This is a genomic window from Sneathiella limimaris (assembly GCF_012932565.1).
GTDB lineage: Bacteria > Pseudomonadota > Alphaproteobacteria > Sneathiellales > Sneathiellaceae > Sneathiella > Sneathiella limimaris.
Genome location: NZ_JABBYJ010000001.1, coordinates 1,684,984 through 1,709,789, shown reverse-complemented (window position 1 = coordinate 1,709,789; position 24,806 = coordinate 1,684,984). Strand labels below are relative to the sequence as shown.

Sequence of the window (24,806 nt, the reverse complement as noted above, 5' to 3'; positions counted from 1 at the left end):
CAAGCCCGTTTTCCCCTGATATAAATCGTCACAACAAGAGTTAATAACGATCAGATATTGGTCCGAGCGAACCACCGAAGGTTATTCATGAAAGCCCTCATTATCCCAGTGACACCATTTGCGCAAAACTGCTCATTGATCTGGTGCGAAGAAACAAACAAGGCCGCCATTATTGATCCCGGAGGAGACCTGGATCACATTCTGAAAGCGGCAGAAGATCAAGGCGTTGAAATTGAAAAAATTCTAATCACTCATGGTCACCTTGATCATGCAGGAGGCACAGAAGAATTACGGCAACGCTTGAATGTGCCTATCGAGGGACCTCATGAAGCGGATAAATTCTGGATTGACCAGCTACCAAGCCAGTGCGCACGTTATGGCTGGCCTCCCTCATATGCATTTACGCCAGATCGGTGGCTGCATGATGGTGACAAAGTGACCGTAGGAAATGTCGAACTGGATGTGGTGCATTGTCCTGGTCACACACCCGGACATGTGGTTTTCATTAGCAAATCAGATCGTGTGGCAATCGTCGGTGATGTCCTGTTTCAAGGGTCAATTGGACGGACTGATTTTCCGATGGGTAATCACGAAGATCTGATCAATTCCATTCGAAACAAGCTTTGGCCCTATGGCGATGATATTGCCTTTATCCCAGGCCACGGCAATATGTCGACATTCGGTCAGGAGCGACAAACCAATCCGTTCGTCTCCGATTTGAACTTTGGCTAATCTGTTCTTTTAACAGACCAAACCTCCACAGCTTCTTCACGCCCTCGAATTTCCTGAGGGCCTGCAGATCTGTAATTCAAATCGGACGCCAATTCTTTACCGGCCCCACGGATAACTGCGTCGCTCGCCACAATTGCGGCACCCATCGGTCTGGTGATCGCCTCCAACCGGCTGGCTACATTCACAACATCCCCGAGCACTGCATATTCAAGGCGACGTTCAGATCCAATATCTCCCAAAACGACATCGCCATAATGCATCCCGATGGAGAGCTTGACCGGAGCATGACCTGCTGCAATCCGCTTCTGGTTCCACTCCTCCATACTTGCCTGCATTTCAACAGCACATTTCAAGGCGTTTTCGGCATCTTGAGGTGTCGTATTTGGTGTTCCGAACGTGATCATCAAACCATCACCCAGAAACTTATCAAGCGTACCATGATGCTCAAACACAACCTTTTCCATGCGCTTGTGAAACTCCCGAAGAAACGCAACAACCCGCTCTGGTCGTTCATGCTCAGCCATTTTGGTGAAACCGACGATATCCACGAACATGACAACTACAGGTTGCTCCCGCACTTTGCCCAGAGGATCATTTGTTTCCGCCAAATGATCAACCATGCTAGGCGCAAAGTATCTTGCAAGATTAGCGCGCTCCCTGGCAGCATCGGCTTGACGCTCCAACAGTCGGTTTGAACGCCACATATTCAAAGACAAAATTCCGCAAACGATGACGAAAATAACAACTTCCTGAACGCGACTATGCCAGCTCAGATTTTCAAGTGATACCTGCTCCAGAATATCCGGATAGTCAGCCAGAAGGACATTGATCTGCGCACTGATTTCGGGGAGGACATTTGGCTGATAAGTTGCCCACCAGAATAACCCGCCCCAAATAAACACTGTATACCAGGCAAGCGCAAACATAGTGCGCCAAGAATAAATCAAGGTGGCGCCTGCCAAAATCACATAAAAGTAGGGGAAATTTCCCCACTTATACTGAAGGGCAACCGACCAGGTTTCATTCATGAAGGGATTGGGCACCCCAACCGTTATTGCCATTAGGGTCAAATCAGCAAACAATAACAACAACTCTTTACGCGATCTGGCGACCCGGCCAACTTTCAACTGCAAATAGCCGTTCAGCATGAAGAGTGCGATCAGGGCGTGATAATAAAGAACACTCCAATCCCCGACCAGAAAGGTTGTCAGAATGGCGATGGCTATTAGGGAAATAAACCTGGCCCGGACGGCTAGTTGCAGCCCCTCCCGTTTATTCGTAATCAACGCATCCTTCAGATACTGGTTTTCGATATCATTCTCATCGACGATATAACGACCCAGTTTTTCTCTCTCGGTCATCGCAGCCGGTCTCACTGAGACGTCAGCCATAGCACCCCCTCTGTCGTATGATTGAGAGTTCAGATGAGTTTTATATAAGGCCTCACTCACTCATTTTCCAAAGAAAAATAAAAAGCCCGATCAAACAGTTAGATCTTCTTTTAATTCCTTTAATCTGTTTTTGACTTTTTCAACCGCAGCCTCTTTCACCGGACCATACCCTCTGATCTGTAACGGCAAAGAGACGAGCTCGTTCACTAAATCTGGTTTATTGACAACATCCTCCGGACGCAGCTGGTCCACTTCCTCCCGATACCAGTCGATCAGCTGCCGCTCCATTTTCCGTTCTGCATGATAACCAAACAGGTCAAATGGCGTCCCCCTCAGCACCTTCATTTTTGCAAGAACAGGAAACACCTTTCGCATCCATGGTCCATATGTCCCTTTTTGGGGCCGTCCTCTTTCATCCTTTGCACTTGGTACAAAGGGAGGAGCCAGATGGTGATGAATTTTAAATTCTCCCTCAAACTGACGACTAATCTCATTCATGAATTCTGGATCGCTTTGAAGGCGGGCAACCTCATATTCGTCCTTGTAGCTCATCAACTTGAACAAGGACTTTCCTATTTTATCCAGCAGGTGCGAACCATCCTCAAGACTTCCAAATTTGGCTTCCTGCTTTTCCATGAATTTCTGATATTGAAAGGCCCAGGCCTTGCTTTGGTATTCAGTCAAGAATTCCTCATGCCGTGCTTGAAGCGCCTTACCCTTGAGTTCCGTTTGCTGATTATGCTCTTCCTCGATAATTGCAGGCTGAACAAATAAAACGCGCCCCCAATCAAACGCCTGTTTATTGGCTTCGATAGCCACGCCATTTAGCTCGATCGCTCTAAACAACGCCTCCCGGCTTAACGGAACAAGTCCCTGTTGCCAGGCAAAACCTAAAAGAAGAATATTAGCAAAGACACTATCACCCAACAGCTTCTCAGAGGCTCGATTAGCGTCAATTCCCCTTAAGCGATCCTCCCCAAAAACATCGGTCAAGGACTGGTACCTTTGATCCATTTTCAGGTCAGCATCCGGGTTCAAGGTAAAATCCCCAGTTGGCATTGCAGCCATGTTAATCGCCGCCTTTGTTTTACCCTGCCGATATGTGGCTGATGCTTTTGGAGATGAGCTAACAACCAGATCACATCCGATCAGTGCATCAGCAGATGCCTTATCGATCCGAACCTGATTTAACTGATCCGGATGAGCCGCAAGACGGACATAACTAATGACGGGTCCAAATTTCTGCGCAAATCCCATGAAATCAAGGACAGAACCACCTTTACCCTCTAGGTGAGCCGCCATTGTGATCAGTTGCCCGACAGTCACAACACCTGTGCCGCCAACGCCAGTTACGATCACATCATGGGGCACTTCCAGACTACTAAATTCCGGCTCTTCGATAGTGTCCAAGGCGGCTTTTAAACGCGCTTCATTTTCTGTTGGTGATGGTTTTCGCCTTTGACCTCCCTCGATGGTCACAAAGCTTGGACAAAACCCATCGAGACAAGAGAAATCCTTATTACAGGCATTTTGGTTAATTTGCCTTTTGCGGCCAAACTCAGTCTCCACCGGCTCTACTGACAAACAATTGGAGGCAACGGAGCAATCACCACATCCTTCACAGACAGCCTTGTTGATGTAGGCAAACTTAGGCTTATCCTGGATCAACCCCCGCTTGATCCGCCGACGCCGCTCTGTTGCACATGGCTGATCATAGATAAGAGCTGTTACCCCAGGTATTTGCCGAAGCTCTCGCTGGACACGATCCAGCGCGGACCTGTCATCAAAAGTCACATTGGCAGGAAAATCCGATTTATCAAATCGCCCAATATCGTGGGAGAGAAGCGCAATTCTCTCGATCCCTTCTGCCCGAAGGGAGTGAGCGATAGATTCTACACTTACCGGACCATCGGCTGGTTGCCCGCCAGTCATGGCCGTCACATCATTAAATAGGATCTTGTAGGTAATATTTGTTTTAGCCGCGATGGCTTGGCGAATAGCCAGAATTCCCGAATGATAGTAAGTCCCATCACCCAGATTTTGGAAAACATGCTCCCCACCATTAAACCTGGAATTGGCCACCCAATTGACCCCTTCACCACCCATCTGGATCAGGTAATTGGTATTTCTATCCATCCAACTCGCCATGAAGTGACAACCAATCCCGGCAAGAGCCTGTGACCCTTCAGGTACCTTGGTGGAACGATTATGAGGACAGCCAGAGCAAAAATACGGTGTTCGAGTTGCCCCTGGGGTATTCAAGCATACAGCTTGTTCGGCCATAATTTTATGAGCCCGATCCGTCAGTCGAAGATCTGGAAAGACAGCATCCAAACGCTTAGCCACAATCTCAGCTAGTTGCAACGGGGATAACTCTCCAATCCAGGGGATCAGGCGTTCACCATTTTCGTCATTCTTTCCAACCATCCGCGCTGGCTTTGCACCCGGATAATCATAGAAATATTCTTTAAATTGGCTTTCGATAATTCCCCGCTTTTCTTCAACGACGAGAACCTCACGCTTTCCCTTCACAAACTCTAGAGAGGACTTCTTCGCAAGCGGCCAGACCAATCCTATTTTATAGATATCAATACCGATCCAGCGCGCCTCCGCCTCGTCAATCCCCAGCAAACGAAGGGCTTCCATTAGGTCGAGATGGGCTTTGCCTGTTGTCACTATTCCGTAAGTCGCATCAGGCACATCATAAATATGACGATCAATGGGATTAGCTTCACAGAAGGCATAGACAGCATGTTTTTTTGCTTCCAGCCGTTCTTCTATTTGGGGGCCCGGCAAATCAGGCCAACGATAATGCAAACCAGTGGCAGGAATTTCGAATGCCGGCGTAATGAAACTGCGCGGTGTTGGTAGCTCAACGCTCATGGCACTTTCAACAGTCTCGGTCGCCGCCTTAAAACCAACCCACATGCCGCTATAACGGGACAACGCGTATCCATACTCCCCAAAGCTGAGATATTCAGCCACACTGGCAGGGTTCAGGATTGGCATAAAGAATGTGAGAAAAGCAGCATCAGACTGATGGGGCATGGATGATGAGACACTGCCATGATCATCACCGGCCACGACCAAAACACCTCCATGCGGAGAGGAGCCATAAGCATTTCCGTGTTTAAGGGCATCACCAGCCCGGTCAACCCCCGGCCCCTTGCCATACCACATGCCGAACACACCCTGCACTTGGCGTTTGGGATCTGTCTCAACTTGCTGGGAGCCGAGAACAGCTGTTGCAGCGAGCTCTTCATTTACGGCTGGAATAAACTCAATCTGACTAGCTTTCAATCGATCCGAGATGGACCAAAGCTCTTTATCCAGCATCCCAAGAGGTGAGCCTCGATACCCGCTAATAAAGCCTGCCGTTTTTAAACCAGCTGCTTCGTCACGTCTTTTTTGCATCAAGGGAATGCGAGCCAAGGCCTGAGTGCCGGTCAGAAAAACCCGCCCGGTTTCCTGATCATATCGATCCAGCAATTGATAGCTTGTGTTGACTGCTTGTTGTGATCGGCTCTTTTTCAGCACGTTTTGCGCTCCTGCTCTCATCCCATAGACCGAATAGGATTTTATCACGCCAAGGCTGAAAACTTATTTCATTCTAATCCGCATTCCCTACAAATATGATAGAATTTCCAAATTATTTATATAATATGAAAAAATCTACCGAACTTGAATAGAATTTTGAAATGCTGGACAATACAGACAAGCAACTTTTAGAACTTATTCAAAAGGACTGCCGCCTCACCAATGCGCAGCTGGCAGCAGAGCTGAATATCTCTGCATCTTCCTGCTGGCGACGGATTAAAAGTCTTGAAGATATTGGCCTTATAACTGGCTATCACGCCTCGATAGATCGGAACATTGCTGGGTTTGCATTTTCAGCCATTGTTCATGTCAGTCTGTCCCGACAAAAAGCGGATACAGTTTCAACTTTTGTGAATGCCATTCGCAATCGGCCGGAAATCATGGATTGTTATGCAACCACTGGCGATGCAGATTACCACCTGAGGGTTGTTGTTGAGGATATCAACGCCTTCAATAAGTTCTTGGATGAGTTTCTCTTTCCCTTACCGGGAATAGCTCATGTTAAATCCAATATCGTGCTAAAGGACGTTAAGCAGGGAGGGCATCTGCCTTTCAAGATAGTAGGCCGTTAAAATACTGTCCGCCAGAATAAGTAAGCACCTGCCCCCTGGCCCTATCGCCAGAAAAAGAACAATGAACCCAACCGCTTGACGGGACATCCGGGCGATAACATTCAAGGATCAGTTGATCAAACACAAGATGTTCTCGGATCCAGTGGGCCAGCCTCAGATTAGAAACCCCTGGAAGTTCCAGATCGACAGCTTCTCCTCGTACATGTTGAGATCCTTCTGATGAACCCAACAACCGATTTAAAGTGGCAGATCTGTATCCACTGGAAGGACTGAAAGGCGTGTTAAACGCCGCTCGAATTGGCTCCAAGATATGGACGGCTACCAATCCCAGCCTTTCAACAACATTTGTAGTTGGCCAATTATTCAAACCATTGCGGTTTGCGGTTTGGCTACGGCATAGCTCCGCAACCGTGAAATGCGAAGTTAAACGCATATCCTCCCCCATCTAACATTTTTTATTGACGAAACTTATTTCGAATTTTGACTAGCTAGTCGCGTGTCGCCCATCCGATATTGATCCAGGTGTAATTCCAGCATACCCAGTTGCGTTTTAACCTGCATACGGACAGGAACAGGTCTTGTATCATTTGTAGGAGAAGCAACCCAAACGACTAAATCCGAAGGATCTTCTAACTCGTAGCTTTTTTCCTTACGAAAGCCGCCTTTTTCAACTACTTCAAAGGCACATCCCCGGGCTTCTCCCCGAAAGACTGAATAGTTTGATTTTTTAAAGCTCCGAACACCCGCGTCCCTTAGAAGGACATCATATCTGCGGCGCCCGTCATAGACGGGATAACTTCCTGAACAGCTTCCATTTTTTTCAAACCTGTTAAGCGCGGCCAACACCATGGTCAATGGATCCATACTGCCAGAAATACTGCCAGACTTGACCGGTGTATATTTGTTCATATCTGAATATGGTTTTCCAACCAGGTCAACCTTAACATCACCTGAGTTGGTGTAGGTCAAGTCTGCGCCGCGTTCTTTATCCCGCCACTTACTGTAATGCGTGTGCATTTCAGGCTTGAATTTCAACTCCTCAAACGTTCCTTGGCTAGCCCCCTTTGCTATCCAGCTGAACATCCAGCTCATTGACTTATTGGTCGCAGCGTCAGTCTGTATAAGATAACGGTTCTTGTCCTGCTCAACTTCTGTGTTGAAAGACCCCATATACAATCCGCCCAAATAAACCGTGTGCGTAAGCTCCAGTGTATTGGCAGCGACTACACCGCTCCATGCATTGACGAGCACAAAGGCTCCCGCCGCTAGCGATCTTTTAAATCTGGTGAAATGTGAAAGTTGAATAGACAAATAGATTCCCCACTGCAACCTGCTGAAGGTTATATGGATATTAGATTAGCCTATTACAAGGAAGTGGCAACAATATGTCCGAGTGAAGATTTTGAGGCTCTGATTAACCTGACCATCCAGTAAGGTAAAGGCCCAAGAGAAAGCCCCCCAGGCATAACCGGTAAATAACAAAGGGCATGAAGCCGATCTTGTCTATCCAAGCCATCAAACTCCGGATCACCACATAAGCGACAGCAAAGGACACCCCGGCTGTTATCAATGCGTCATGACCAAATTGAACGTCTTCCTCCAATATTCCTTTCAGGCTAGCAGCGGTGCCCGCCGCCATAATGATGGGAACGGAGAGAAGCATTGAAAATCGTGTGGAAGCCTGACGGTCAAGCCCCCGTATCAAGGCCGCTGTCATGGTTACACCGGAGCGACTAGTTCCCGGGAACAGTGAAAAAATCTGAAAAATTCCGATAAACAAGGCATCCCAGCTGTTCATGTCCCTGATTTTTCTGCTGCCTTTCAGGTAATAATCAGCAATTCCAAGTGCCACTCCGAAAAATAGAGTTGTCATGGCGATTAAAAGAAGGGATCGCAAATCCAGCTTCAGGATAAAGAACAATAAACCGCCAGCAACCAAAGCAGGAATGGAGCCAACAATGACATGAAAGGCAAGTTGTCGCCCTTCGATAATCTCGCTTGCAGAACCACGCCCCATGAGGGCTAAAATCATGTTGATGAAATCTTGGCGGAAATACAGAAGTACCGCGAACAGGGTTCCAACATGGGTTGCAATGTCCAGACTGAGCCCTTGGTCCTGCCAGGTCGTCAGCAAAGGGACGAGCAAAAGGTGACCACTAGAGGAGATGGGAAGAAATTCGGTAATTCCCTGAACAAGCGCCAAAACCAAAATATGAAAATATGACACGCTAACCCATTCCCCCAAGCTGAAGCTCCGCATGGTCGAACCTCAGTAAGTGGCAACCATGTCAAAACCGTGACAATTTGTGTCAAAACTTATTGGTAGTGTCAAAGGCTTAAGAAAGCGTTCAATTCTCTGGAATGCACAACCATTTCGGATATTAGGATGTAGTTACCTCGTTGACGGCGCCATTTTCTTCTCGGATAAGCCAAGCAACAAAGCGTTGATCTGCATCTTCAAACAAGCCCTCGAATGGATAGCAAGTCACCAATAGGATCAACTCTTCACCAACATCCTCTGGGATAGAGAGATCACCTGCTGAGACAATATCAAACTTTGCAATTGTCCATTTTTCCTCAGGCAAGCCAGCAAACTTAAAGGACACTCGGTCCTCAAGAGCCATTTCCCTCAAAAAATGAAAATGGGTATCCCGGTGCGCAAAAATCACACGATGGTCACCAACCTTTTGAAGACTAGGCCCAAACGCAAGATTGCGCATGTTGGCATCTGACAAAACATATCGATGAACACCTAATTTCGGTACGTCAATTTTTGCCACTGGATAGGCATCTGACCAAGACCAGGGTTTTACAGGCTTGCCTAGAGTTTCTGATTGCAAAAAAGCATGTTCAATCATTATAGGTGCGGCCCAAGCCTTTGCTGCAAGCAAGCCAGCTTTACCGACTTGCCAAATACCCAAAGCCGCGAAAACGGTAATCCCAAGAATTAGAAAAAAACGGATCACTTTCGCACACCTCCTCTCATCGCGAACACGAGCAGCACACCGGCCAAAGCAAAGGCAATCATTGCGAAAAGAATGTTCGCCTTAAGGGGAGTTGCAGTTGCAAGCGCACTCACTCTCATAGATTTGGCAAGATTAGCGGCCGGCGGCTGCATTTGAGCTCGCTTCTTGAACTCCTCCCGGATACGTGCTGGCGTCTTATCAACCGCGACAAAACTAGTGTAGGGGCTCATAATTTGATGATGTAGCGCGACATCCAAGATACCTTGACGTACCATCTCATGGTCCATACCACGCGCACCTGCATCTATAAGGGCTTCGACCTTTTTATGAGCCCATAACTTCGATATTCCGGCCTGATCAAGGGAACCTGACTGATTAACTTCCAACTCGGAGAATTTTCCGTCTGCAGACAGCCCCTTCAAACTGATTGTGTCTGAACCCTGACGTTGACGGGACAGAAAAACAACCGGTCGCTGACCAAACAAATCTGGGATCAAACGGGGATAGGTTTCTGATCCATGACCTGCATCCAACTGAACATCCCGAAAACTCGGAGCTGACATGTCATGAAATAGCTCGCTCAGTTTTTCACTGGTATTTTGGATATTATCGATCTGGATATGAACACCGCGACCAAATTCTGCGGCTTTTCGCATAAACCAGCTGTTAGGTGCGTACCCCAAACCAACCGTGAAAAGACGGGCCCCGTTCAATTTCCTGTCCACCAGATTGAACATCTGCTCTTCATTTGTGACTGCGCCGTCAGTTAGGAAAACAACCTGCCGGTTAAGATCTGAAATCATAGGCTGATCTAGGGCAGCTTCCAACGCAGGGTACATCTCCGTTCCCCCATCCGCCTTCAGCCGAGCAATTCCATAGGCTGCAAGTTTAATATTTTTCTCTGTAGCTGGCTGAGAGATCGGAAAAAATGTTGCGGATTGATTGTTAAAAATGATGACTTGAAAGTAATCTTTCTCCCGCAATTGGCCGAGTGCCTTCGTCAAGGCCTGCTTTCCCTGCTCAATACCCTCACCTTGCATGGAACCAGATACATCAAGAATAAAGATAACCTCACGCGGTGGCCTGGGTAATTCATCTGTGCTTTCAGGTGGCAAGACCAAACCCAGCACATAAGTCTCTCCATCCTTTTGCTCTTTAAACAGAAGCGTTTTCGCCACATCCGCTTGCACAAACTGCCAGTTCAGGGTGAAATCCTTCCCTGCAGGCATCTCCCCTCCTTTCAGGGACACGATAATCTCTCCGTTTTCACCTTCTGCTTTATTGATCAGATGGCTATCACTCCAGATATCCTTGATCTCTGAACCTTGCTGAAAATGAATGGAATAGGAAACCTGAGGACGATAACCACCATTAACATTTTGTGGAATTTCACCCTCTGGTGTCAGCTCGAAGCCAGCTAGAACCAAGAGATCCGGATTGTATCGCGGGGTGATGATCTGCGGCATCACATAAGAAAAGATATTACTCTTTTGGCTCGCCAGTGTTTGAAAGGCAATCTCTACGCTGATCTCACTTCCCGGCTCGATATTGGCAACCTTGGTTGAAAAGGTATTCGGCCGATATTGCTCCAGAAGCGCTGCCACTTTCCCTTGTTTGGCTGCATCCTGATATGTTTTCTTGGCCTGCTGCTTTTCCTGGATCTCGGAGACAATGGTCCGATCCCCGATTTTTAGTTTCATACGGTCGACTGCCGCCTTGTCGGGCAAGGGGAAGTAATAAACTCCCTCAACCCAGCTATTGCTCGGGTTTTGGAATTTCTGAATGACCGTTGTCCGGATAATGTGTCCTGTCACAACAGAATGAACCTCTGTTTCGATCGACATCGCAGGCACAGGATCTGGAATTTCCGACCCTTGCTCCAAATACATTGGACGGATCAATAGCTCTGCCGGACTTTCTGCCGCATGCGCCGCTGTTACCCACAAAGCAAACAAGCCGACAAGATTTAGGCAGATCAACAGACGGTTTAACCGCTTCCAGCCCAAAAGAATTGGATAATTTGTTCTACTGAAAATCCGGTGTCTTTTCCGGACTGATATTGAGTGTTGATTTGATGCCATAATCCGCGTCCCCAAATGTTGAGGAGAGCAGATTGCATAGAGATTGCGGCTCTTTTTTACCGAGAAGTAGGCATTCCTTGGGTAAGATTGAGGCAGCGATTTGCCTCAATCTCAATATTAATCAGCCTTAATCAATGAATAGCTGAGAATTTTGTAGGCCAGTTTCGCCGCAAGGAAATCTGGTGCATGGAAGTTCTCCATAGGAGCAAGTTCGTTGATATCAGCCCCTACGATTGTCCCAACCTTTGAAGCTCCTCGGATAATCTCAATAGCGTCATCCCAGAAAACACCTCCTGGTTCCGGCGTGCCGGTTGCCGGCATAACAGAGCTATCGAACCCGTCCAGATCAAAGGTGAGATAAATTGGACGCCCTTTCAAAGGTGCAATTATTTCTTCCACATTCCACTTTTTGCGGTCTTTTCCCCAGTGAATTGTGATCCGATGCCGGTTTGCATCCAGGAAAGGAATTTCCTCAGCTGAAATATTCCGAATGCCGATCGACACAATCGGTAGGGTCTCATGATCCAATACTCGGCGAATGGCAGCTGCGTGGGAAAAGTGTTCTCCCTCATAACCATCCCGAAGATCCGCATGAGCATCAAAATGCAACACGATCAAATCAGGATATTTCTCCAGATAAGGTCGAATGGCTCCCGGCGTAATCGAATGCTCTCCTCCAAAAACCAGCGGAAACTTACCGAGCTCCAAGACTTCTCCAGTTAGGCTTGCCAGTTTGTCGAGGGCCGCTGGAATATTGCCGCCATCTACGGGATCATTGGATAAAGTTACCACCCCATAATCCAGATAGGCTTCCTTCCAGAACTCCTCATCAAACAGCTCAACCTGATGGCTGGCTTCCAGCATGGCAGCAGGACCTTTTGCAGTCCCTCCGCCATAACTCACACTCGCTTCCAGGCCAAACGGGATGATGACGGCTTTCGCAGTTTCCAGCGTAAAGCCATCTTCGCCCTCAAGTCCCAGAAACCCCTCCTCAGAGGGGATTATCTTGAGATTTTCAGTCATTCCCAATCTCAGGCCGTAACTGGTGTTTTTTCAAAAAGGGTTGCAAAGTTCCGTTTCTTGCGGCCCTTCCATTTACCTTCATGATAAACGGCGGATCCTAGAAGTGGGACGACAGATGTTGCTTCCGCATAAACCATCTGCTCCCATACTGTATCCACCTTACCCCAGCTGGAGGCTTCTTTCAGGGTAGAAGATGAACAAGCGCCGTCACGCACATCTGCAACGGTGATCTGTACCGCATAACGATGCATTTCTGCTTCGACACCCAAGATTTCGGCACAAACAACTGTATCCTGAATGAAGTTCTTCGGAACACCGCCACCGATCATGAATAAGCCTGTCCGGCCTGCTGCAATTTTCACATCAGTCAACTCACGAAAATCAGCAACACTGTCGATGGACATGTAGTTACCTGGATTTTCCACCTGATGCTTAACCAATCCAAAGCCAGCGGAGCAATCAGAGAATGCAGGCACAAAGATCGGAACATTATGATCGTAACAGGTTTCAATCAGTGAGCCTTTTTTGACTGAGTTTTCTTTCAGCCAGCGGCCCATTTCCCAGATAAATTCCCGAGAGGAATAAGGACGGGGCTCCAGGCTATCTGCAATGATTTTGATGGTTTCATCGCAAGCTTGTAACTCTTCCTCATCAATGTAGGTATCGTAAATGCGGTCGATATAATGATCCCGGAGAAAACCGTCATTTTCAGTCGGATCTCCTTGATAATGTTTGTAGCCAAGAGCCTCGAAGAAATCCATATCCACAATTGAAGCACCTGTAGCGACAATCGCATCAATCATACCATTAGCAACCATATCCCGATAGACATGCATGCAACCACCGGCAGACGTCGAACCCGCTAGGCTCAAAATTAGTGAACAGTCCTGGTCTTCAAGAGCCATATTCACAATCTTGGTTGCCCGGGCAAGGTCCCGCGAGGTGAAGGACATTTTGTCCATAGCGTTGATAATAGGCCGTGCATCGAAAGAGGAAATATCGACATGCTCGACGGTTTTTGAAAGAAGTTCAGCCTTCTTTGCTGCCTTTGATGTTTCTGTCATCACAAGCTCCAGAGAATAGAATAAGTGGCCACCCGTAGGTGGCCTTAAGAATGGGATTATTGATTGAGAATGGCAACCGCTGTATCGGAATAAAATCCGTTGAAGCGGGTTTGCATGGAATAGCCGTAAGCACCAAGATGATGGAAAAGGATCCAATCCCCCTCCTCAATATCATCAGGCAACAGGAATGGTCCCTGCATCACATCAAGGCTGTCACATGTTGGACCGTATAGGCGAAAAGCCTCATCTCCAACAGGTGAAAGTCGCTGATCATCCACATCGATCATGTCGAGCGGATATTGCCAGGCAGGTGTTCCTGCATCGAACAGTGAGCCATAGGTTCCATCGTTAAGATACAGGCTGGTACCTTTGCGCATTTCAACGCGAACAGCCACACTCCCGCTTTCTGCAACCAACGCACGGCCGGGTTCACAGTAAATTTCGATATCATCGAAACCGTTTTCGCTAAGAGCGTCTTCAATGACCTTAAAGTAGGACAAGAGGCAGCCAGCTTCCATTCCAGGATAAGCAACCGGGAACCCACCACCAACGTCCAGAGCATCAATTTTGATGCTGGCTTTGGCAAGCATATCAGCCACTTGCCAAATCGCATGACGATATGACTGTGGGTCCATGCATTGTGAGCCGACATGGAAAGTAACGCCAACTTTTTGGGCATGTGTCGCAGCACGCTGAAGCAACAAGGGCGCTTCGCTAAGTTTAGCGCCAAATTTGCCGCTCAAAGGATGCGCCGCAGCCCCTTGATCCACGCCTAAGCGCAGGAACAAGTTTAAATCTTCTGCATATCCAGACTCTTCTTCAATCTTGATCAACTCCTCAAGGCAGTCGAAAGCAAAATTGCGCACGCCACGATCATAGGCAAAGCGGATCGCCTGCCGACTCTTGATCGGATGCATGAAATAGATCTGTGCGTCTGGGAAATTATCAGTGATGTATTCGATTTCGCGGAGAGATGCGACTTCAAATTTTCTAATACCACAATCCCACAAATGATCCAGAACTACTGGATGGGGATTGGATTTCATTGCATAGAGGCAATTACCCGGGAAGTTATCCAGAAAGAGCCGGGCTTTTTCTGTAAGTTTCTGCGGATAGAACAGATGCACAGCATCATTGCATTCCTCAGTAAAAATGGCATCAGCCGCAGAGGAATACACGTTCAATCCTTTAAACACCCCTTGGTCGCACACTTTTGCTTTAAGGGTTGGCCTAACATACTGCATATCGGTTTTCCTACTCGAATACAGGTGGACGATCTTTAATTGTTCGAAGATAACAATCTGATCAGTCGCCGTATGCTAGGACCTATTTCAACTGGAAATAATCTCGGCTAAGTCCATCAAATTGTCAAAAATGCATTTGCGATAATTTGCTTCCAAAATCAAGCACTTTTTGCAAAATTTTGAAATCTATTTCTAGGAAATTGGATTTCAACTTTTGTGCCCTTGCCAACCTGGCTCGTCAACAGCAGTTTTCCGCCATGCAATTCGACTATGGATTTTGATAACGGAAGACCAAGACCAGTTCCTTCAACCGAGCTTGAAACTGCATTCATCGTTCTGACAAAAGGCTTTAGAACTGTTTCCAACTCCTTTGCATCAATTCCGATTCCATTATCCTCAACGAAAAGGCTGTAATGCTCGGGACCTGTCATCTCAGCATATAAGCGCACTTTCCCGCCATCAGGGGTAAATTTGATCGCATTGTTAGTAAGATTAATCAGGACTTGTTTAATTTTGCGTTCGTCACCGCGCATGATGAGATCTTGTGGAATATCATGCGTAAGACTGATCTTTTTCTCCATTGCTTTGGAGTTTAGCAACAGTTCAGTCCACTTAACCACTTCATAAAGACTAATATCAGTCTCTTCCAAATCATGTTTGTCAGCTTCCAATCTTGAAAAATCCAAAATATCATTAATCAAGGACAGAAGATGTTGACCAGACGACAAGATGTTATCTGAATATTCTTTGTACTTATTGTTGTTAATTGGGCCAAAGATTTCTTTCGTAATCACCTCAGCAAAACCAATAATCGCGTTCAGAGGTGTCCTGAGCTCGTGACTCATATTCGCAAGGAAAAGCGATTTTGCTCTCGTTCCTTCTTCGGCCCGGACTTTGGCTTCCATTAACTCCATTTCTGTTTGGTGCTGAGCCGAAATATCCTGAATAGTGCCTCTGAAAAATTCTGTCTGACCACTGCTATCTTTTTGGACCCGACCAATTTCCCTGACATATACAATTTCACCATTCGGCCGGACCATCCGATAATCAATCTGATAGTTCTCATCATTCTGCTGCGCCCAGCGTACCAAAGAGCGCATCCGATCCATATCATCTGGATGAACCCGATCCAAATAGGCATTGGTAGTGATTTCAAGGGTATTCGGATCATATCCCATAATCCTGGAAACCTCATCAGACCAGTCGTGCCGCTCATTCTTAACATCATAGGACCAGTGACCGATATGAGCGACGGATTGTGCTTCCTGCAATCGCTCATTCAGGATCCGCAAGGCTTTTTCCCGAGTTCTCAGATCAGTAATATTTGTCCGGATCGCAACAGTACCGCCGGATGGCGTCTTGACTTCACTCAAGCGGTAGATCTCGCCGGTCTCGAAAACCTGCTCTTTCGTTCCAACCGGGTTGTTATGCTCTTCCAAACGCCGTTGGATCCACTCTTCAAGCGCCGCCTCATCCTCAAATATACCTAGCTGTTTTGCTTGTCGGCGGATCAGTTCCTCGAAAGTAACACCTGGCTTCAGGTATGCTCCCACGCTTTCAAACAGCTCCCTGTAGCGGGAGTTATAAGCCACTACTCTGTCGTTTTTATCGAAAATAATGAAGGCTTCGGAAATCGTTTCCAGCGCTTCAAACAAAAACTTCTCTGCATCTTCCGCCCGCATTTTCGCAGACTGCAAATCATCTGCCTGAGACTGAAGACTCTGTTTTTCCTGTTCCCGATCTTCAACTTCCTGACTCAGTAGCGCCACTGACGGCAGGAACATAAACATTCCGATAAGAACGCCAATAATTCCAGGCAAATAGCCTGCTACATCCCAAACACGGGCAATTTCATAGGGAAGCTCAATTTGTGGGAATAAAACGGTTGGACCGATAATAAAGACATCCAACAACGCATTCAGCGAGATCAGGCACATCCCTATTGTTAATAGCTTATAGCCGAGATTGACTTTCGAATACCGGACGGCCTGACGCACGAAAAAACTGGTGCTCAACGCCAAACACAGAAACAGTATAATTTCCGCAATAATCATCCCTGTTTCCGCCAATTCATCTTTTTCATGCGACTAAACCTGTTCAACACACACATCCGATACGTCGGACAATTGCTAAAATATGGAAGGTTTCGCATCTCGGCTTCGCGATCACGTACCAGCACTCACCCTTGAAACAGATCTTTTATCTGAATTCCGTCAAAAATATGGAGAGAGTGAAAAACACCAGCTAAAACAGATACTTTAGCTATTCTGACAAATTTCATACCTAGCGTCAACTTTCCCAAAAGACATAGGTATTTACTCGCTCAGAACAAGTTTCATTCTTCTCCAAGGCAGATATTTTACTTCGAAAATTACTGACAGTTGGTTAAAGTGGTTGAGGGAATTTCAACAACTAAACAAAAAAGGAAAAACCATGATAAATGTTGTTGCTGTCATCACCACAAAACCCGGCAAAAGAGCTGAAGTCCTTGAGGCCTTCAAGGCAAACACCCCCGCTGTGTTAGCTGAAGATGGATGTATTGAATATGCCGCAGCCATTGACACCGAAGGCATGGGATCGTTTCAAGCCCAGTTGGGACCAGATACATTTACCGTCATTGAAAAATGGGAAAGTAAAGAAGCCCTAATGGCGCACGCAGTGTCCCCCCATATGAAAGAATATGGTGCAAAAACCAAAGACATGATCGCGGATCGAAAAATCCATATTTTGAGTAATGTCTGAAATTATAAGCACTAGCTTGCCACCATCAGGATCTGACTAATGGTTGGGGATAAAATTCTAACAGAAAGAAATGGCGATATAACAATTATCACCATCAACCGGCCAGAAGTCAGAAACGCTTTGGATCAGGAAGCAAGCCAGCTTCTTAAAAGTCATTTACTTGCTTTTGATCAAGACGCTGAACAAAGAGTTGCAATCCTAACTGGAGCTGGAGGCACTTTTTGCGCTGGCGCTGATCTCAAGGAAACAGCGGAAAAAGCTGACTACAAAGCCTGGGCAGGACATCCGGATGGGCCACTCCATAAACCTTTGAGCAAGCCACTGATTGCAGCGGTCGCTGGCCATGCAGTCGCCGGTGGCCTTGGTATCGCCCTTTATTGTGATATCCGCATCGCTGAGGAAGACGCTGTTTTCGGCATTTTCTGCAGACATTGGGGTGTTCCGATGAGTGACGGGACACCAACACGCCTTCCACGGATCATTGGGACCGGCCCTGCCATGGACATGATGCTAACTGGGGATCCTGTCCCCGCATCACGCGCCTATGAGTTAGGTCTTGCAACGCGGCTGGCGCCAAGAGGCCAATCACTTAGTGAAGCTTTGAAACTTGCAAAGCGGATCGCCGCTTATCCTCCTCTGGCAATGCTCTCTGACCGTCATGCCCTTCTTTATCAGGAAGGCCGTGAAGAAGAAGACGCGATAGCTGAGGAATGGCGTGCAGCTCAGGAAGCGCAAGCGAAAGAAGCCCAAAAAGGCGCAAAACGCTTTGCTGAAGGAGCCGGTCGTCACGGGCAATTTGACGGAAAATAGAACCTGATATCAGGTATAATCCCGACCTGCCCGGCTCTTATACCCGGGCAGGACCCACCCAAACTGGATAGCCCCACCTCGGACAATAAAACCAGCCATGGCTGCTGCAAGAACTGCAAAAAGTGCTGGAATAGCCATCAAATTTGCTAGCACATATAGACCAGATGCGACCAAAGCAGCAGTTACATAAACTTCCTGCTTCAGAGCAAGAGGCGTCTCGCCAGCGACCACATCTCGCAATAAACCGCCAAAGGTGGCCGTCATAACGCCGAACACTGTCGCAATAACGGGCTCGGAACCAGCTCTTAGGGCGATATGCGCCCCCATGACCGCAAAAACTGAAAGACCAACAGCATCCGCCCACAAAAGTGCTACATAACGCCGTTGCAAACGATGGGCACTAATGAAAACCAAGACAGCAACGCCAAAACAAATTAACAGGTAAATCTGATCTTCGATCCAGAACACCGGACGATCCAGAAGAATATCCCGAAGCGTCCCACCGCCTACACCTGTCAGGGTCGCCATAAGCGCAAATCCGATAATATCCAGCTGCTTCCGGCTGGCCGCAAGACTACCGGTTGCTGCAAAAACAGCAACACCGGTCAGATCAATAATTCGGATAAGATCAAGTATTTCCATGCGCCTTCCAAAACAGGAAAAGGATAGCCTTGCTAGCTGCCCGTCTGGACAGCTGTCGCATTAGGCACGAACAACTGCTCCCCTGCAAGCCGGTAATCCGCAATGAGTTGCTGTCCCTTTTGACTTGTGAGCCAACCCTCCAGTTTTTCCGCTAACTGTCGTTTTACATGCGGGTGTTTCTTCTCGCTGACCGGTAAGAAGGCATATTGGTTAAAAAGAACTGGATCCCCGGAAAACAGCAGTTTCAAATCCCGCTTATTCTTAAAATTCAGCCAACTTGCGCGGTCCGCCATAACATAAGCGTTCAAACTACTGGCCATATTCAGGGTCGCCCCCATCCCCGCGCCAGCTGCTTTGTACCAACTAGCCTCGAACTCTGACGGATCCAGATCTGCGTTTTTCCACAAGGCCAATTCCTTGCGATGGGTTCCGCTATCATCTCCACGGCTCACAAATTCGAAAGACTTTTGCTGGATCCTTTGAAGTGCATTTTTTGCGGTTTTGGCTGCCTTGATATTGACTGGATCGGTCGCAGGACCAATCAGAACAAAATCATTATACATGATCTCTCGCCGGTACGGGGCGTAGCCTTCCTCGACAAATTTTTGCTCTGCTTTCTTTGAATGTACTAAGATTGCGTCCACATCGCCCTGACGCCCAAGCTTTAAGGCTTGTCCGGTCCCAACCACCAATAAATGTACATCAAGATCCAGATCTTTCTTAATCGCTGGCAACAAAATGTCTGAAAGTCCGGAATTGTGAAAAGACGTCGTAACCGCAACTTTAATGTCCGCTGCGCTTGTGATTGACGGCATAAGCATTGCTATAACAATGCACAGTCTCAAAAATAGTTTTCTCATATCACGATTTCCCCCTTCAAGAATGAATGTGCCTCTTCCGTTTCCGGTGCCTCAAAGAAACTGGTGAGATCAGAGTTCTCCCAAATCCGCCCCTTATTCAGAAACAAAACCTCGGTTGCCAATCGAGTAGCCTGCCCTAAGTTGTGGGTAGCCATAACCAAGCGGACCCCAGCCTCCAACGCTTCCTGCAAGATAACTTCGATGGCCTGAGTGGATGACCCATCAAGATTGGCCGTAGGTTCATCCAGAAACATAACTTCCGGTTCAGCAATCATTGCTCGTGCCAACGCCAGTTTCTGTTTCTCACCTCCCGAAAGGCTGAGTGCATCCGCCTTTGCATGGGAGGTCAAACCAACCTTTTCCAACCAGAACAATCCTGCTTCAATGGCTTCCTCCTTGGCAATTTTACGAAGACGAAGCGGGTAGATCACATTTTCGATAACCGTTCTTCGCAGGACCACTGGAGTTTGGAAGATAAATGCCTGACGGCGATAAAGATCGGCTCCTCTTCCCGACCAGGTCACCTTGCCGGTTTTTGGTCTTTCCAACCCATGCATGAGCCGTAAGAGCGTGGTTTTCCCAGCACCATTCGGCCCTAGCAAAATTGTACAGCCTGCCCCATTCAACTCCCAATCCAATGGACCGAGGATCGTTTTACCTCCCTTGCGAACGGTCGCTTCAGAAAGACGTGCCGGTAGGATTGTCTTCACCATACACCTTGCCTTTCAGTACGCGACAGAACATGGACCGCCAGATTAACCAGAATGGCAAGCGAGATCAGAATAATCCCAAGACCAATTGCCAGGGCGAAATCGCCCTTTCCAACCTCTAACGCTATGGCAGTTGTCAGGACACGGGTTAAATGTTCGATATTCCCGCCTACGATCATAATCGCGCCGACTTCACCGATTGCACGACCAAAACCGGTGAGCGCTGCAGTCAACAGCGCGCGCCGACCATCCCAGATCAGTGTTTTTATTCGCTGAACCTTACTTGTGTGCAGCGAAATCAGTAGATCATGATACTGGAACCACAACTCTCGCAAAGATTGATGAGAGAGAGAGGCAATAATTGGTGTCACAATAATTGTTTGAGCAATAATCATGGCCGTTGGGGTAAACAATAGGTCCAGCACGCCAAAAGGTCCGGCACGGGATAACATCAGATAAACAAAAAGCCCAACAACGACTGGAGGTAGTCCCATCAACGCGTTCAACAACGCAATTGTTAACCGTCGATAACGAAACCGACTGACCGACAGTAATGCCCCAAGAGGTAGCCCGATCAGAGAGGAGATTAGAACAGCAGTCAATGTTACCCGTAAGGACAAGAGCGAGATCTCCACGAGATCAGCGTCCAAGTTCCAGACCAGATCAATGGCTGATTTCAAACCTGAGAACAGCTCTAACATCTATTTTTGGTGTCCTCCCCTCAAAGAAACAAACCAAATTATCGTGCGTTCGAACAAGCTCTATAGATTTATTGGACTTTGTTCCATCGGTATTTCACGATTATACTTGTCCCATCGTTACACACCAATCAGAATAAGTTCTTCAATTGTTCGGACAGCAAAAACATGACATCAAATATTCTGACCATAATACTCTTTATACTGATCGCCCTGGTTGTGGCATTAGTCCTCCTAAGGCTCACACCAATCTGGGACAAATTTCTCTCTGCAGGTGAGTTTAAACCGACGGATTTTAGTAAGCTCACGACAACAGGAAAACCGAACTGGTATCTTGTGTGCCCACCAGAATATTGCAGCAACCTCAACGTTCATCTGGAATCACCAGTGTACAAGCTTTCCAAAACGACACTTGCAGATCGTTTGAAATCTATAGTCCTAAAGGATCCAAACATTGAAATTCGCCAGGATGATGGGACAAAATTGGAACTGGTAGCGAGAACCCCAACTGTGCGGTGGCCGGATCTTGTTTCCATTGAGTTCATTGAAAAGGACGAAAACTCTTCCACGCTCGCCATTTATAGCCGTGCAATATACGGAATTCGGGACTTTAGCGCTAATAAATCCCGCGTAGACCGCTGGCTGAAATCACTGAGAGCCGAAATTGGTGAAGATGCTATTGACACCTCGGCCAATTAAGCTTGCTTCTAGCTGGGACCTTCTCTTTTGACACAAAGCGAAGGCCAAACTAGCAACATACGGACCCGTGAGTTCGTTCAATTCGAATGGCGATTTTTGCTGTTTGGCTTTCTTCTGACTTTTTGGTCAGGACCTGGGCAAACTTTTGTTATTTCCCTATTCGGTGGACATTTCAGGGAGGAGTTTAACCTCTCCCACGGCGATTTTGGCTTACTCTACACAGTTGCCACTTTGGTCAGTGCCTCTCTTTTGTGGAAAACCGGTCCCCTGGTCGATCATCTTCCCCTACGAAAATTTGCTATTTTTCTTGTTTGTCTGATGATCCTTGCGATGGCCTTGATGTCAGGCGTTCAGGGCCCCATTACTCTCTTCGCCGGAATTCTTTTTGTTCGCTTTATGGGGCAAGGCATGCTCAGCCATACAGCTGTAACGGCGATGGCCCGGCGATATGAAAAAGAAAGGGGTCGTGCGATTGCTTTTGCGGGACTTGGCTTTATTGCCGGGGAAGCCGTTTTCCCGCCTGCGATCGTCCTCGCCCTCAGTCTTTTTGACTGGCGCTTAATCTGGCCAAGCATTGCAGTTCTGGCCGCGATAACGTTTCTTCCGTTTATTGGAAAACTGATAATTCATACAGAACATCAGGACGGTAAAGGCGCAGAAGAACTGGAAGCATCCTTGCCGACTTCGGAAAAGCACTGGACGCGCGCTGAACTGCTTCGAGACAAGCGCTTCTATATGCTTTGCCTGATCCCAATAGCCCAATCAGGAATAATCACCGGTCTGTTCTTTCATCAGGTCCACATTATCGAACTAAAAGGATGGAGCTTCGAATGGTGGAGCATCTGTTTCACTATTTTCGCTGCTTTCAGCCTCATAGGCGGTCTAATGGCCGGGTTTCTGGTAGACCGATTGAGTGCCAGACGGATTGTCCCTTTCTCTCTTCTCTTTATGGACCTCGCTCTGATCCTTCTCAGTATCTTTGACCATGAATGGTCTGCCCCATTTGTCATGGCCGCGCTCGGAGTTGGTGCAGGATATACGACACCTTCACTTTCCTCCTTGTGGGCGGAACTCTACGGAACACGCCACTTGGGCGCCATCAGATCAGTTGCGAGTGTTGTGATGGTTTTCGGCTCAGCACTTGGTCCCGTCCTCATGGGTTTCGCCTTTGACTTGGAGATGGCACTCAGCACAATAACACTGGTGTCAGCATTACTAGCTTTCGCTGGGGTTGGTGCCGCTTTTCAAGCTCTTAAACCTCGATGAAAACCTACTGTTGCTCAGGTTGACGCCTCGGCAGACGGACAAAAACTGATGTGCCTTCTCCCAATTTGCTTTTGATCTCCAGCTGGCCTGCATGCATCTGCACCAAGGAATTAACGATAGCAAGACCAAGTCCTGATCCTTCTTGGGTTGTCTGCGAGTCTATTTGCCCTCGCACAAAGGGTTTCGTCAAATTCTCAATTTGATCTTCGGCCAGCCCGGGTCCGTTATCGCGCACACAAACAATCTGTTGGCCATCCTCTTCCCAAACTTTCACAGAAACCTCACCACCAACTTGTGTAAATTTGATGGCATTTGAAATGAGATTGATCAGGATCTGAGACAAAGACCTGGGATCTGCCTCAATGGGTTTTAGATTACTTGCGACATCTTCACTGTATGTAATCTGTTTTTTAGCAGCCAGATCACTCACAATAATCGAACAGTCGTGCATGATCTCAGACAGATCAACAGTCTTAAAATTAAGAACATGCTCATTGGCTTCGATAGCTGAAAGATCCAGGATATCATTCACAAGATTGAGCAAATGTTTGCCACTGATTTGAATGTCTTCGGCATATTCCTTATATCGAGCGGACCCCAATGGGCCAAAAATTTCCCCGTAAATCACTTCCGAAAACCCAATAATGGCATTCAACGGAGTTCTCAACTCATGACTCATGGTCGCCAGAAATTCAGATTTCGTCTTGTTCGCCCGCTCCGCTTCCATTAACGCGTTTCGCCTCGACACCTCGGCAGCCTTCATCTCACTTATATCTCGCAAAAACCCAGTGAAGTAGCCTTGCCCGTTGACCTTATAATGGGTAATGGCCAGTTCCATTGGAAATTCCTCACCGGATTTCCGTTGACCGGTTGTTTCAAAACGTGTGTTGAGTAAAGGGTGGGAGGACGTTGTCTCCATCGCGCCAACAAGTTCATAATACTCTTTTTGCAAGCGTTCCGGGATCAGGATTCTGATCGCGTTCTTATCAAATAATTCCTTTTCATCATAACCGAAGATATCGCAAACAGATTTGTTATATTCAACCACGTTGCCCTGGGAGGAAACGGTTAGGATACCATCCAACGAAACACTGAAGATCTTTCGGCGGCGCAATTCCCCTTCCCTGATATTCCGCCCTTTTCTCAACAAATCGAGCTTGGCAGCCATCAAGGAAGCAATAAACGTCAATGTCTGAACATGGTGCTTAGTATAAAATCCTAGCTCAGGATCTTCACTGTCAATAACCCCCAGCGTACGCCCTTCGGAAAGGATCGGCACGCAAGCCTCTGATTTGGTTTCTTCAACATCCGGAATATAAAAATCGCAATTGGCCAAATCATCAATAACGATTGCTTTTTGACTTTCGGCTACTCTGCCAGTCACTCCTTGCCCGACAGGAATTTTGAGATGGTTTACGATGAGATCTCCGATAGGATTTTTTACTCCAATCGCCGCCATCTGAACCAGTTCGGAAGGATTTTCCATGCAGTAATAGACAACGCAATCCTTGAAACCAAGTTTACTGACAACTTCTCTTGCCACATACCAGGCAAGTTCTTTCTCATCAGAGATACTGATTAAATCTACAGCGAATGCGTTCATAACCTGAACATAGTCAGCCCCCAAAGGAGCTAATCCCAGGTCAGTCTTATCACCCACATCTGCCTCACAAACTGTATACTATCCGATACACTGATTACAAACAGCT

22 protein-coding genes are annotated in these 24,806 nt (G+C 47.3%); 6 read left to right on the top strand and 16 right to left on the bottom strand.

The genetic code is table 11. From position 1 onward, the window contains the following. Positions 1-87 precede the first annotated feature (87 nt). Positions 88-732 carry an MBL fold metallo-hydrolase gene (locus HH301_RS08240; RefSeq protein WP_169568361.1) on the top strand — a complete coding sequence of 215 codons (645 nt, stop codon included), beginning with the start codon at positions 88-90 and terminating at the stop codon, positions 730-732. Here the strand turns inward: HH301_RS08240 and HH301_RS08235 are convergent. After that, positions 729-2,123, bottom strand: a complete 1,395-nt coding sequence (locus HH301_RS08235; RefSeq protein ID WP_169568360.1) for an adenylate/guanylate cyclase domain-containing protein — start codon at positions 2,121-2,123, stop codon at positions 729-731. The two genes, HH301_RS08240 and HH301_RS08235, sit on opposite strands and share 4 nt — an antisense overlap. Positions 2,124-2,213: 90 nt before the next feature. Then, positions 2,214-5,681 (bottom strand): indolepyruvate ferredoxin oxidoreductase family protein, encoded by a 3,468-nt coding sequence (locus HH301_RS08230; protein ID WP_169568358.1) that lies wholly within the window; start codon positions 5,679-5,681, stop codon positions 2,214-2,216. 140 nt (positions 5,682-5,821) lie between these two features. Here HH301_RS08230 and HH301_RS08225 point away from each other — a divergent pair, with 140 nt between their 5' ends. Beyond that, entirely contained in the window at positions 5,822-6,292 is a 471-nt protein-coding gene (locus HH301_RS08225; RefSeq protein ID WP_169568356.1) for an Lrp/AsnC family transcriptional regulator, read from the top strand. On the opposite strand, the gene HH301_RS08220 is transcribed toward HH301_RS08225, so the two are convergent. The 9 genes from HH301_RS08220 to HH301_RS08180 form a co-directional block, all read right to left on the bottom strand. Continuing rightward, positions 6,273-6,725, bottom strand: coding sequence for a D-Ala-D-Ala carboxypeptidase family metallohydrolase (locus HH301_RS08220; RefSeq protein ID WP_169568354.1), 453 nt, complete (start codon positions 6,723-6,725; stop codon positions 6,273-6,275). The genes HH301_RS08225 and HH301_RS08220 overlap by 20 nt on opposite strands. Before the next feature lie 35 nt (positions 6,726-6,760). Continuing rightward, positions 6,761-7,543 (bottom strand): DUF3108 domain-containing protein, encoded by a 783-nt coding sequence (locus HH301_RS08215; protein WP_169568352.1) that lies wholly within the window; start codon positions 7,541-7,543, stop codon positions 6,761-6,763. Positions 7,544-7,706: 163 nt separating this feature from the next. Further along, complete coding sequence (locus tag HH301_RS08210) at positions 7,707-8,519, bottom strand: undecaprenyl-diphosphate phosphatase (RefSeq protein ID WP_169568350.1); 813 nt, start codon at positions 8,517-8,519, stop codon at positions 7,707-7,709. 154 nt (positions 8,520-8,673) lie between these two features. After that, complete coding sequence (locus tag HH301_RS17655) at positions 8,674-9,258, bottom strand: sortase domain-containing protein (protein WP_169568348.1); 585 nt, start codon at positions 9,256-9,258, stop codon at positions 8,674-8,676. Beyond that, complete coding sequence (locus HH301_RS08200) at positions 9,255-11,339, bottom strand: marine proteobacterial sortase target protein (RefSeq protein WP_169568346.1); 2,085 nt, start codon at positions 11,337-11,339, stop codon at positions 9,255-9,257. Before HH301_RS08200 ends, HH301_RS17655 begins: the two co-directional genes overlap by 4 nt. A gap of 117 nt (positions 11,340-11,456) precedes the next feature. Then, on the bottom strand, positions 11,457-12,362 hold the full coding sequence (gene speB, locus HH301_RS08195; protein WP_169568344.1) for an agmatinase: 906 nt from the start codon (positions 12,360-12,362) through the stop codon (positions 11,457-11,459). Positions 12,363-12,370: 8 nt separating this feature from the next. After that, positions 12,371-13,426, bottom strand: coding sequence for a 1,9-bis(guanidino)-5-aza-nonane synthase (locus HH301_RS08190; RefSeq protein ID WP_169568342.1), 1,056 nt, complete (start codon positions 13,424-13,426; stop codon positions 12,371-12,373). A gap of 56 nt (positions 13,427-13,482) precedes the next feature. Beyond that, positions 13,483-14,604, bottom strand: coding sequence for a type III PLP-dependent enzyme (locus HH301_RS08185; RefSeq protein WP_338091381.1), 1,122 nt, complete (start codon positions 14,602-14,604; stop codon positions 13,483-13,485). Between the two features lie 224 nt (positions 14,605-14,828). Continuing rightward, positions 14,829-16,724: a PAS domain-containing sensor histidine kinase gene (locus tag HH301_RS08180; RefSeq protein ID WP_169568338.1), complete on the bottom strand. Its 1,896-nt coding sequence runs from the start codon at positions 16,722-16,724 to the stop codon at positions 14,829-14,831. 379 nt (positions 16,725-17,103) lie between these two features. Here HH301_RS08180 and HH301_RS08175 point away from each other — a divergent pair, with 379 nt between their 5' ends. Together HH301_RS08175 and HH301_RS08170 are read left to right on the top strand one after the other, a co-directional pair. Then, positions 17,104-17,412, top strand: a complete 309-nt coding sequence (locus tag HH301_RS08175) for a putative quinol monooxygenase (protein ID WP_169568336.1) — start codon at positions 17,104-17,106, stop codon at positions 17,410-17,412. Between the two features lie 39 nt (positions 17,413-17,451). Then, on the top strand, positions 17,452-18,222 hold the full coding sequence (locus HH301_RS08170; protein WP_169568334.1) for a crotonase/enoyl-CoA hydratase family protein: 771 nt from the start codon (positions 17,452-17,454) through the stop codon (positions 18,220-18,222). A gap of 9 nt (positions 18,223-18,231) precedes the next feature. On the opposite strand, the gene HH301_RS08165 is transcribed toward HH301_RS08170, so the two are convergent. The 4 genes from HH301_RS08165 to HH301_RS08150 are packed head-to-tail and all read right to left on the bottom strand — an operon-like array spanning position 18,232 to position 21,135. Further along, positions 18,232-18,864 (bottom strand): trimeric intracellular cation channel family protein, encoded by a 633-nt coding sequence (locus HH301_RS08165; RefSeq protein WP_169568332.1) that lies wholly within the window; start codon positions 18,862-18,864, stop codon positions 18,232-18,234. Between the two features lie 32 nt (positions 18,865-18,896). Further along, complete coding sequence (locus HH301_RS08160) at positions 18,897-19,679, bottom strand: ABC transporter substrate-binding protein (RefSeq protein WP_206378230.1); 783 nt, start codon at positions 19,677-19,679, stop codon at positions 18,897-18,899. Between the two features lie 41 nt (positions 19,680-19,720). Beyond that, a complete protein-coding gene (locus HH301_RS08155) occupies positions 19,721-20,437 on the bottom strand; it encodes an ATP-binding cassette domain-containing protein (RefSeq protein ID WP_169568328.1) in 717 nt (238 codons plus the stop codon). Then, a complete protein-coding gene (locus HH301_RS08150) occupies positions 20,431-21,135 on the bottom strand; it encodes an ABC transporter permease (protein ID WP_169568326.1) in 705 nt (234 codons plus the stop codon). The genes HH301_RS08155 and HH301_RS08150 overlap by 7 nt, the downstream gene beginning before the upstream one ends. A 165-nt stretch (positions 21,136-21,300) precedes the next feature. Between HH301_RS08150 and HH301_RS08145 the strand changes: the two genes are divergently transcribed. Next, positions 21,301-21,831, top strand: a complete 531-nt coding sequence (locus HH301_RS08145) for a DUF1499 domain-containing protein (protein ID WP_169568324.1) — start codon at positions 21,301-21,303, stop codon at positions 21,829-21,831. Positions 21,832-21,858: 27 nt separating this feature from the next. Then, positions 21,859-23,097: an MFS transporter gene (locus HH301_RS08140; RefSeq protein WP_169568322.1), complete on the top strand. Its 1,239-nt coding sequence runs from the start codon at positions 21,859-21,861 to the stop codon at positions 23,095-23,097. Positions 23,098-23,101: 4 nt separating this feature from the next. On the opposite strand, the gene HH301_RS08135 is transcribed toward HH301_RS08140, so the two are convergent. Further along, positions 23,102-24,757 carry an ATP-binding protein gene (locus HH301_RS08135; RefSeq protein ID WP_169568320.1) on the bottom strand — a complete coding sequence of 552 codons (1,656 nt, stop codon included), beginning with the start codon at positions 24,755-24,757 and terminating at the stop codon, positions 23,102-23,104. Positions 24,758-24,806: the final 49 nt, after the last annotated feature.

Coding starts and splice junctions, on each gene's coding strand:
- HH301_RS08240 (WP_169568361.1), top strand. CDS start 88: ATGAAAGCCCTCATTATCCCAGTGACACCATTTGCGCAAAACTGCTCA.
- HH301_RS08235 (WP_169568360.1), bottom strand. CDS start 2,123: ATGGCTGACGTCTCAGTGAGACCGGCTGCGATGACCGAGAGAGAAAAA.
- HH301_RS08230 (WP_169568358.1), bottom strand. CDS start 5,681: ATGAGAGCAGGAGCGCAAAACGTGCTGAAAAAGAGCCGATCACAACAA.
- HH301_RS08225 (WP_169568356.1), top strand. CDS start 5,822: ATGCTGGACAATACAGACAAGCAACTTTTAGAACTTATTCAAAAGGAC.
- HH301_RS08220 (WP_169568354.1), bottom strand. CDS start 6,725: ATGCGTTTAACTTCGCATTTCACGGTTGCGGAGCTATGCCGTAGCCAA.
- HH301_RS08200 (WP_169568346.1), bottom strand. CDS start 11,339: ATGGCATCAAATCAACACTCAATATCAGTCCGGAAAAGACACCGGATT.
- speB (WP_169568344.1), bottom strand. CDS start 12,362: ATGACTGAAAATCTCAAGATAATCCCCTCTGAGGAGGGGTTTCTGGGA.
- HH301_RS08190 (WP_169568342.1), bottom strand. CDS start 13,426: ATGACAGAAACATCAAAGGCAGCAAAGAAGGCTGAACTTCTTTCAAAA.
- HH301_RS08180 (WP_169568338.1), bottom strand. CDS start 16,724: ATGATTATTGCGGAAATTATACTGTTTCTGTGTTTGGCGTTGAGCACC.
- HH301_RS08175 (WP_169568336.1), top strand. CDS start 17,104: ATGATAAATGTTGTTGCTGTCATCACCACAAAACCCGGCAAAAGAGCT.
- HH301_RS08170 (WP_169568334.1), top strand. CDS start 17,452: ATGGTTGGGGATAAAATTCTAACAGAAAGAAATGGCGATATAACAATT.
- HH301_RS08165 (WP_169568332.1), bottom strand. CDS start 18,864: ATGGAAATACTTGATCTTATCCGAATTATTGATCTGACCGGTGTTGCT.
- HH301_RS08160 (WP_206378230.1), bottom strand. CDS start 19,679: ATGCCGTCAATCACAAGCGCAGCGGACATTAAAGTTGCGGTTACGACG.
- HH301_RS08155 (WP_169568328.1), bottom strand. CDS start 20,437: ATGGTGAAGACAATCCTACCGGCACGTCTTTCTGAAGCGACCGTTCGC.
- HH301_RS08150 (WP_169568326.1), bottom strand. CDS start 21,135: ATGTTAGAGCTGTTCTCAGGTTTGAAATCAGCCATTGATCTGGTCTGG.
- HH301_RS08145 (WP_169568324.1), top strand. CDS start 21,301: ATGACATCAAATATTCTGACCATAATACTCTTTATACTGATCGCCCTG.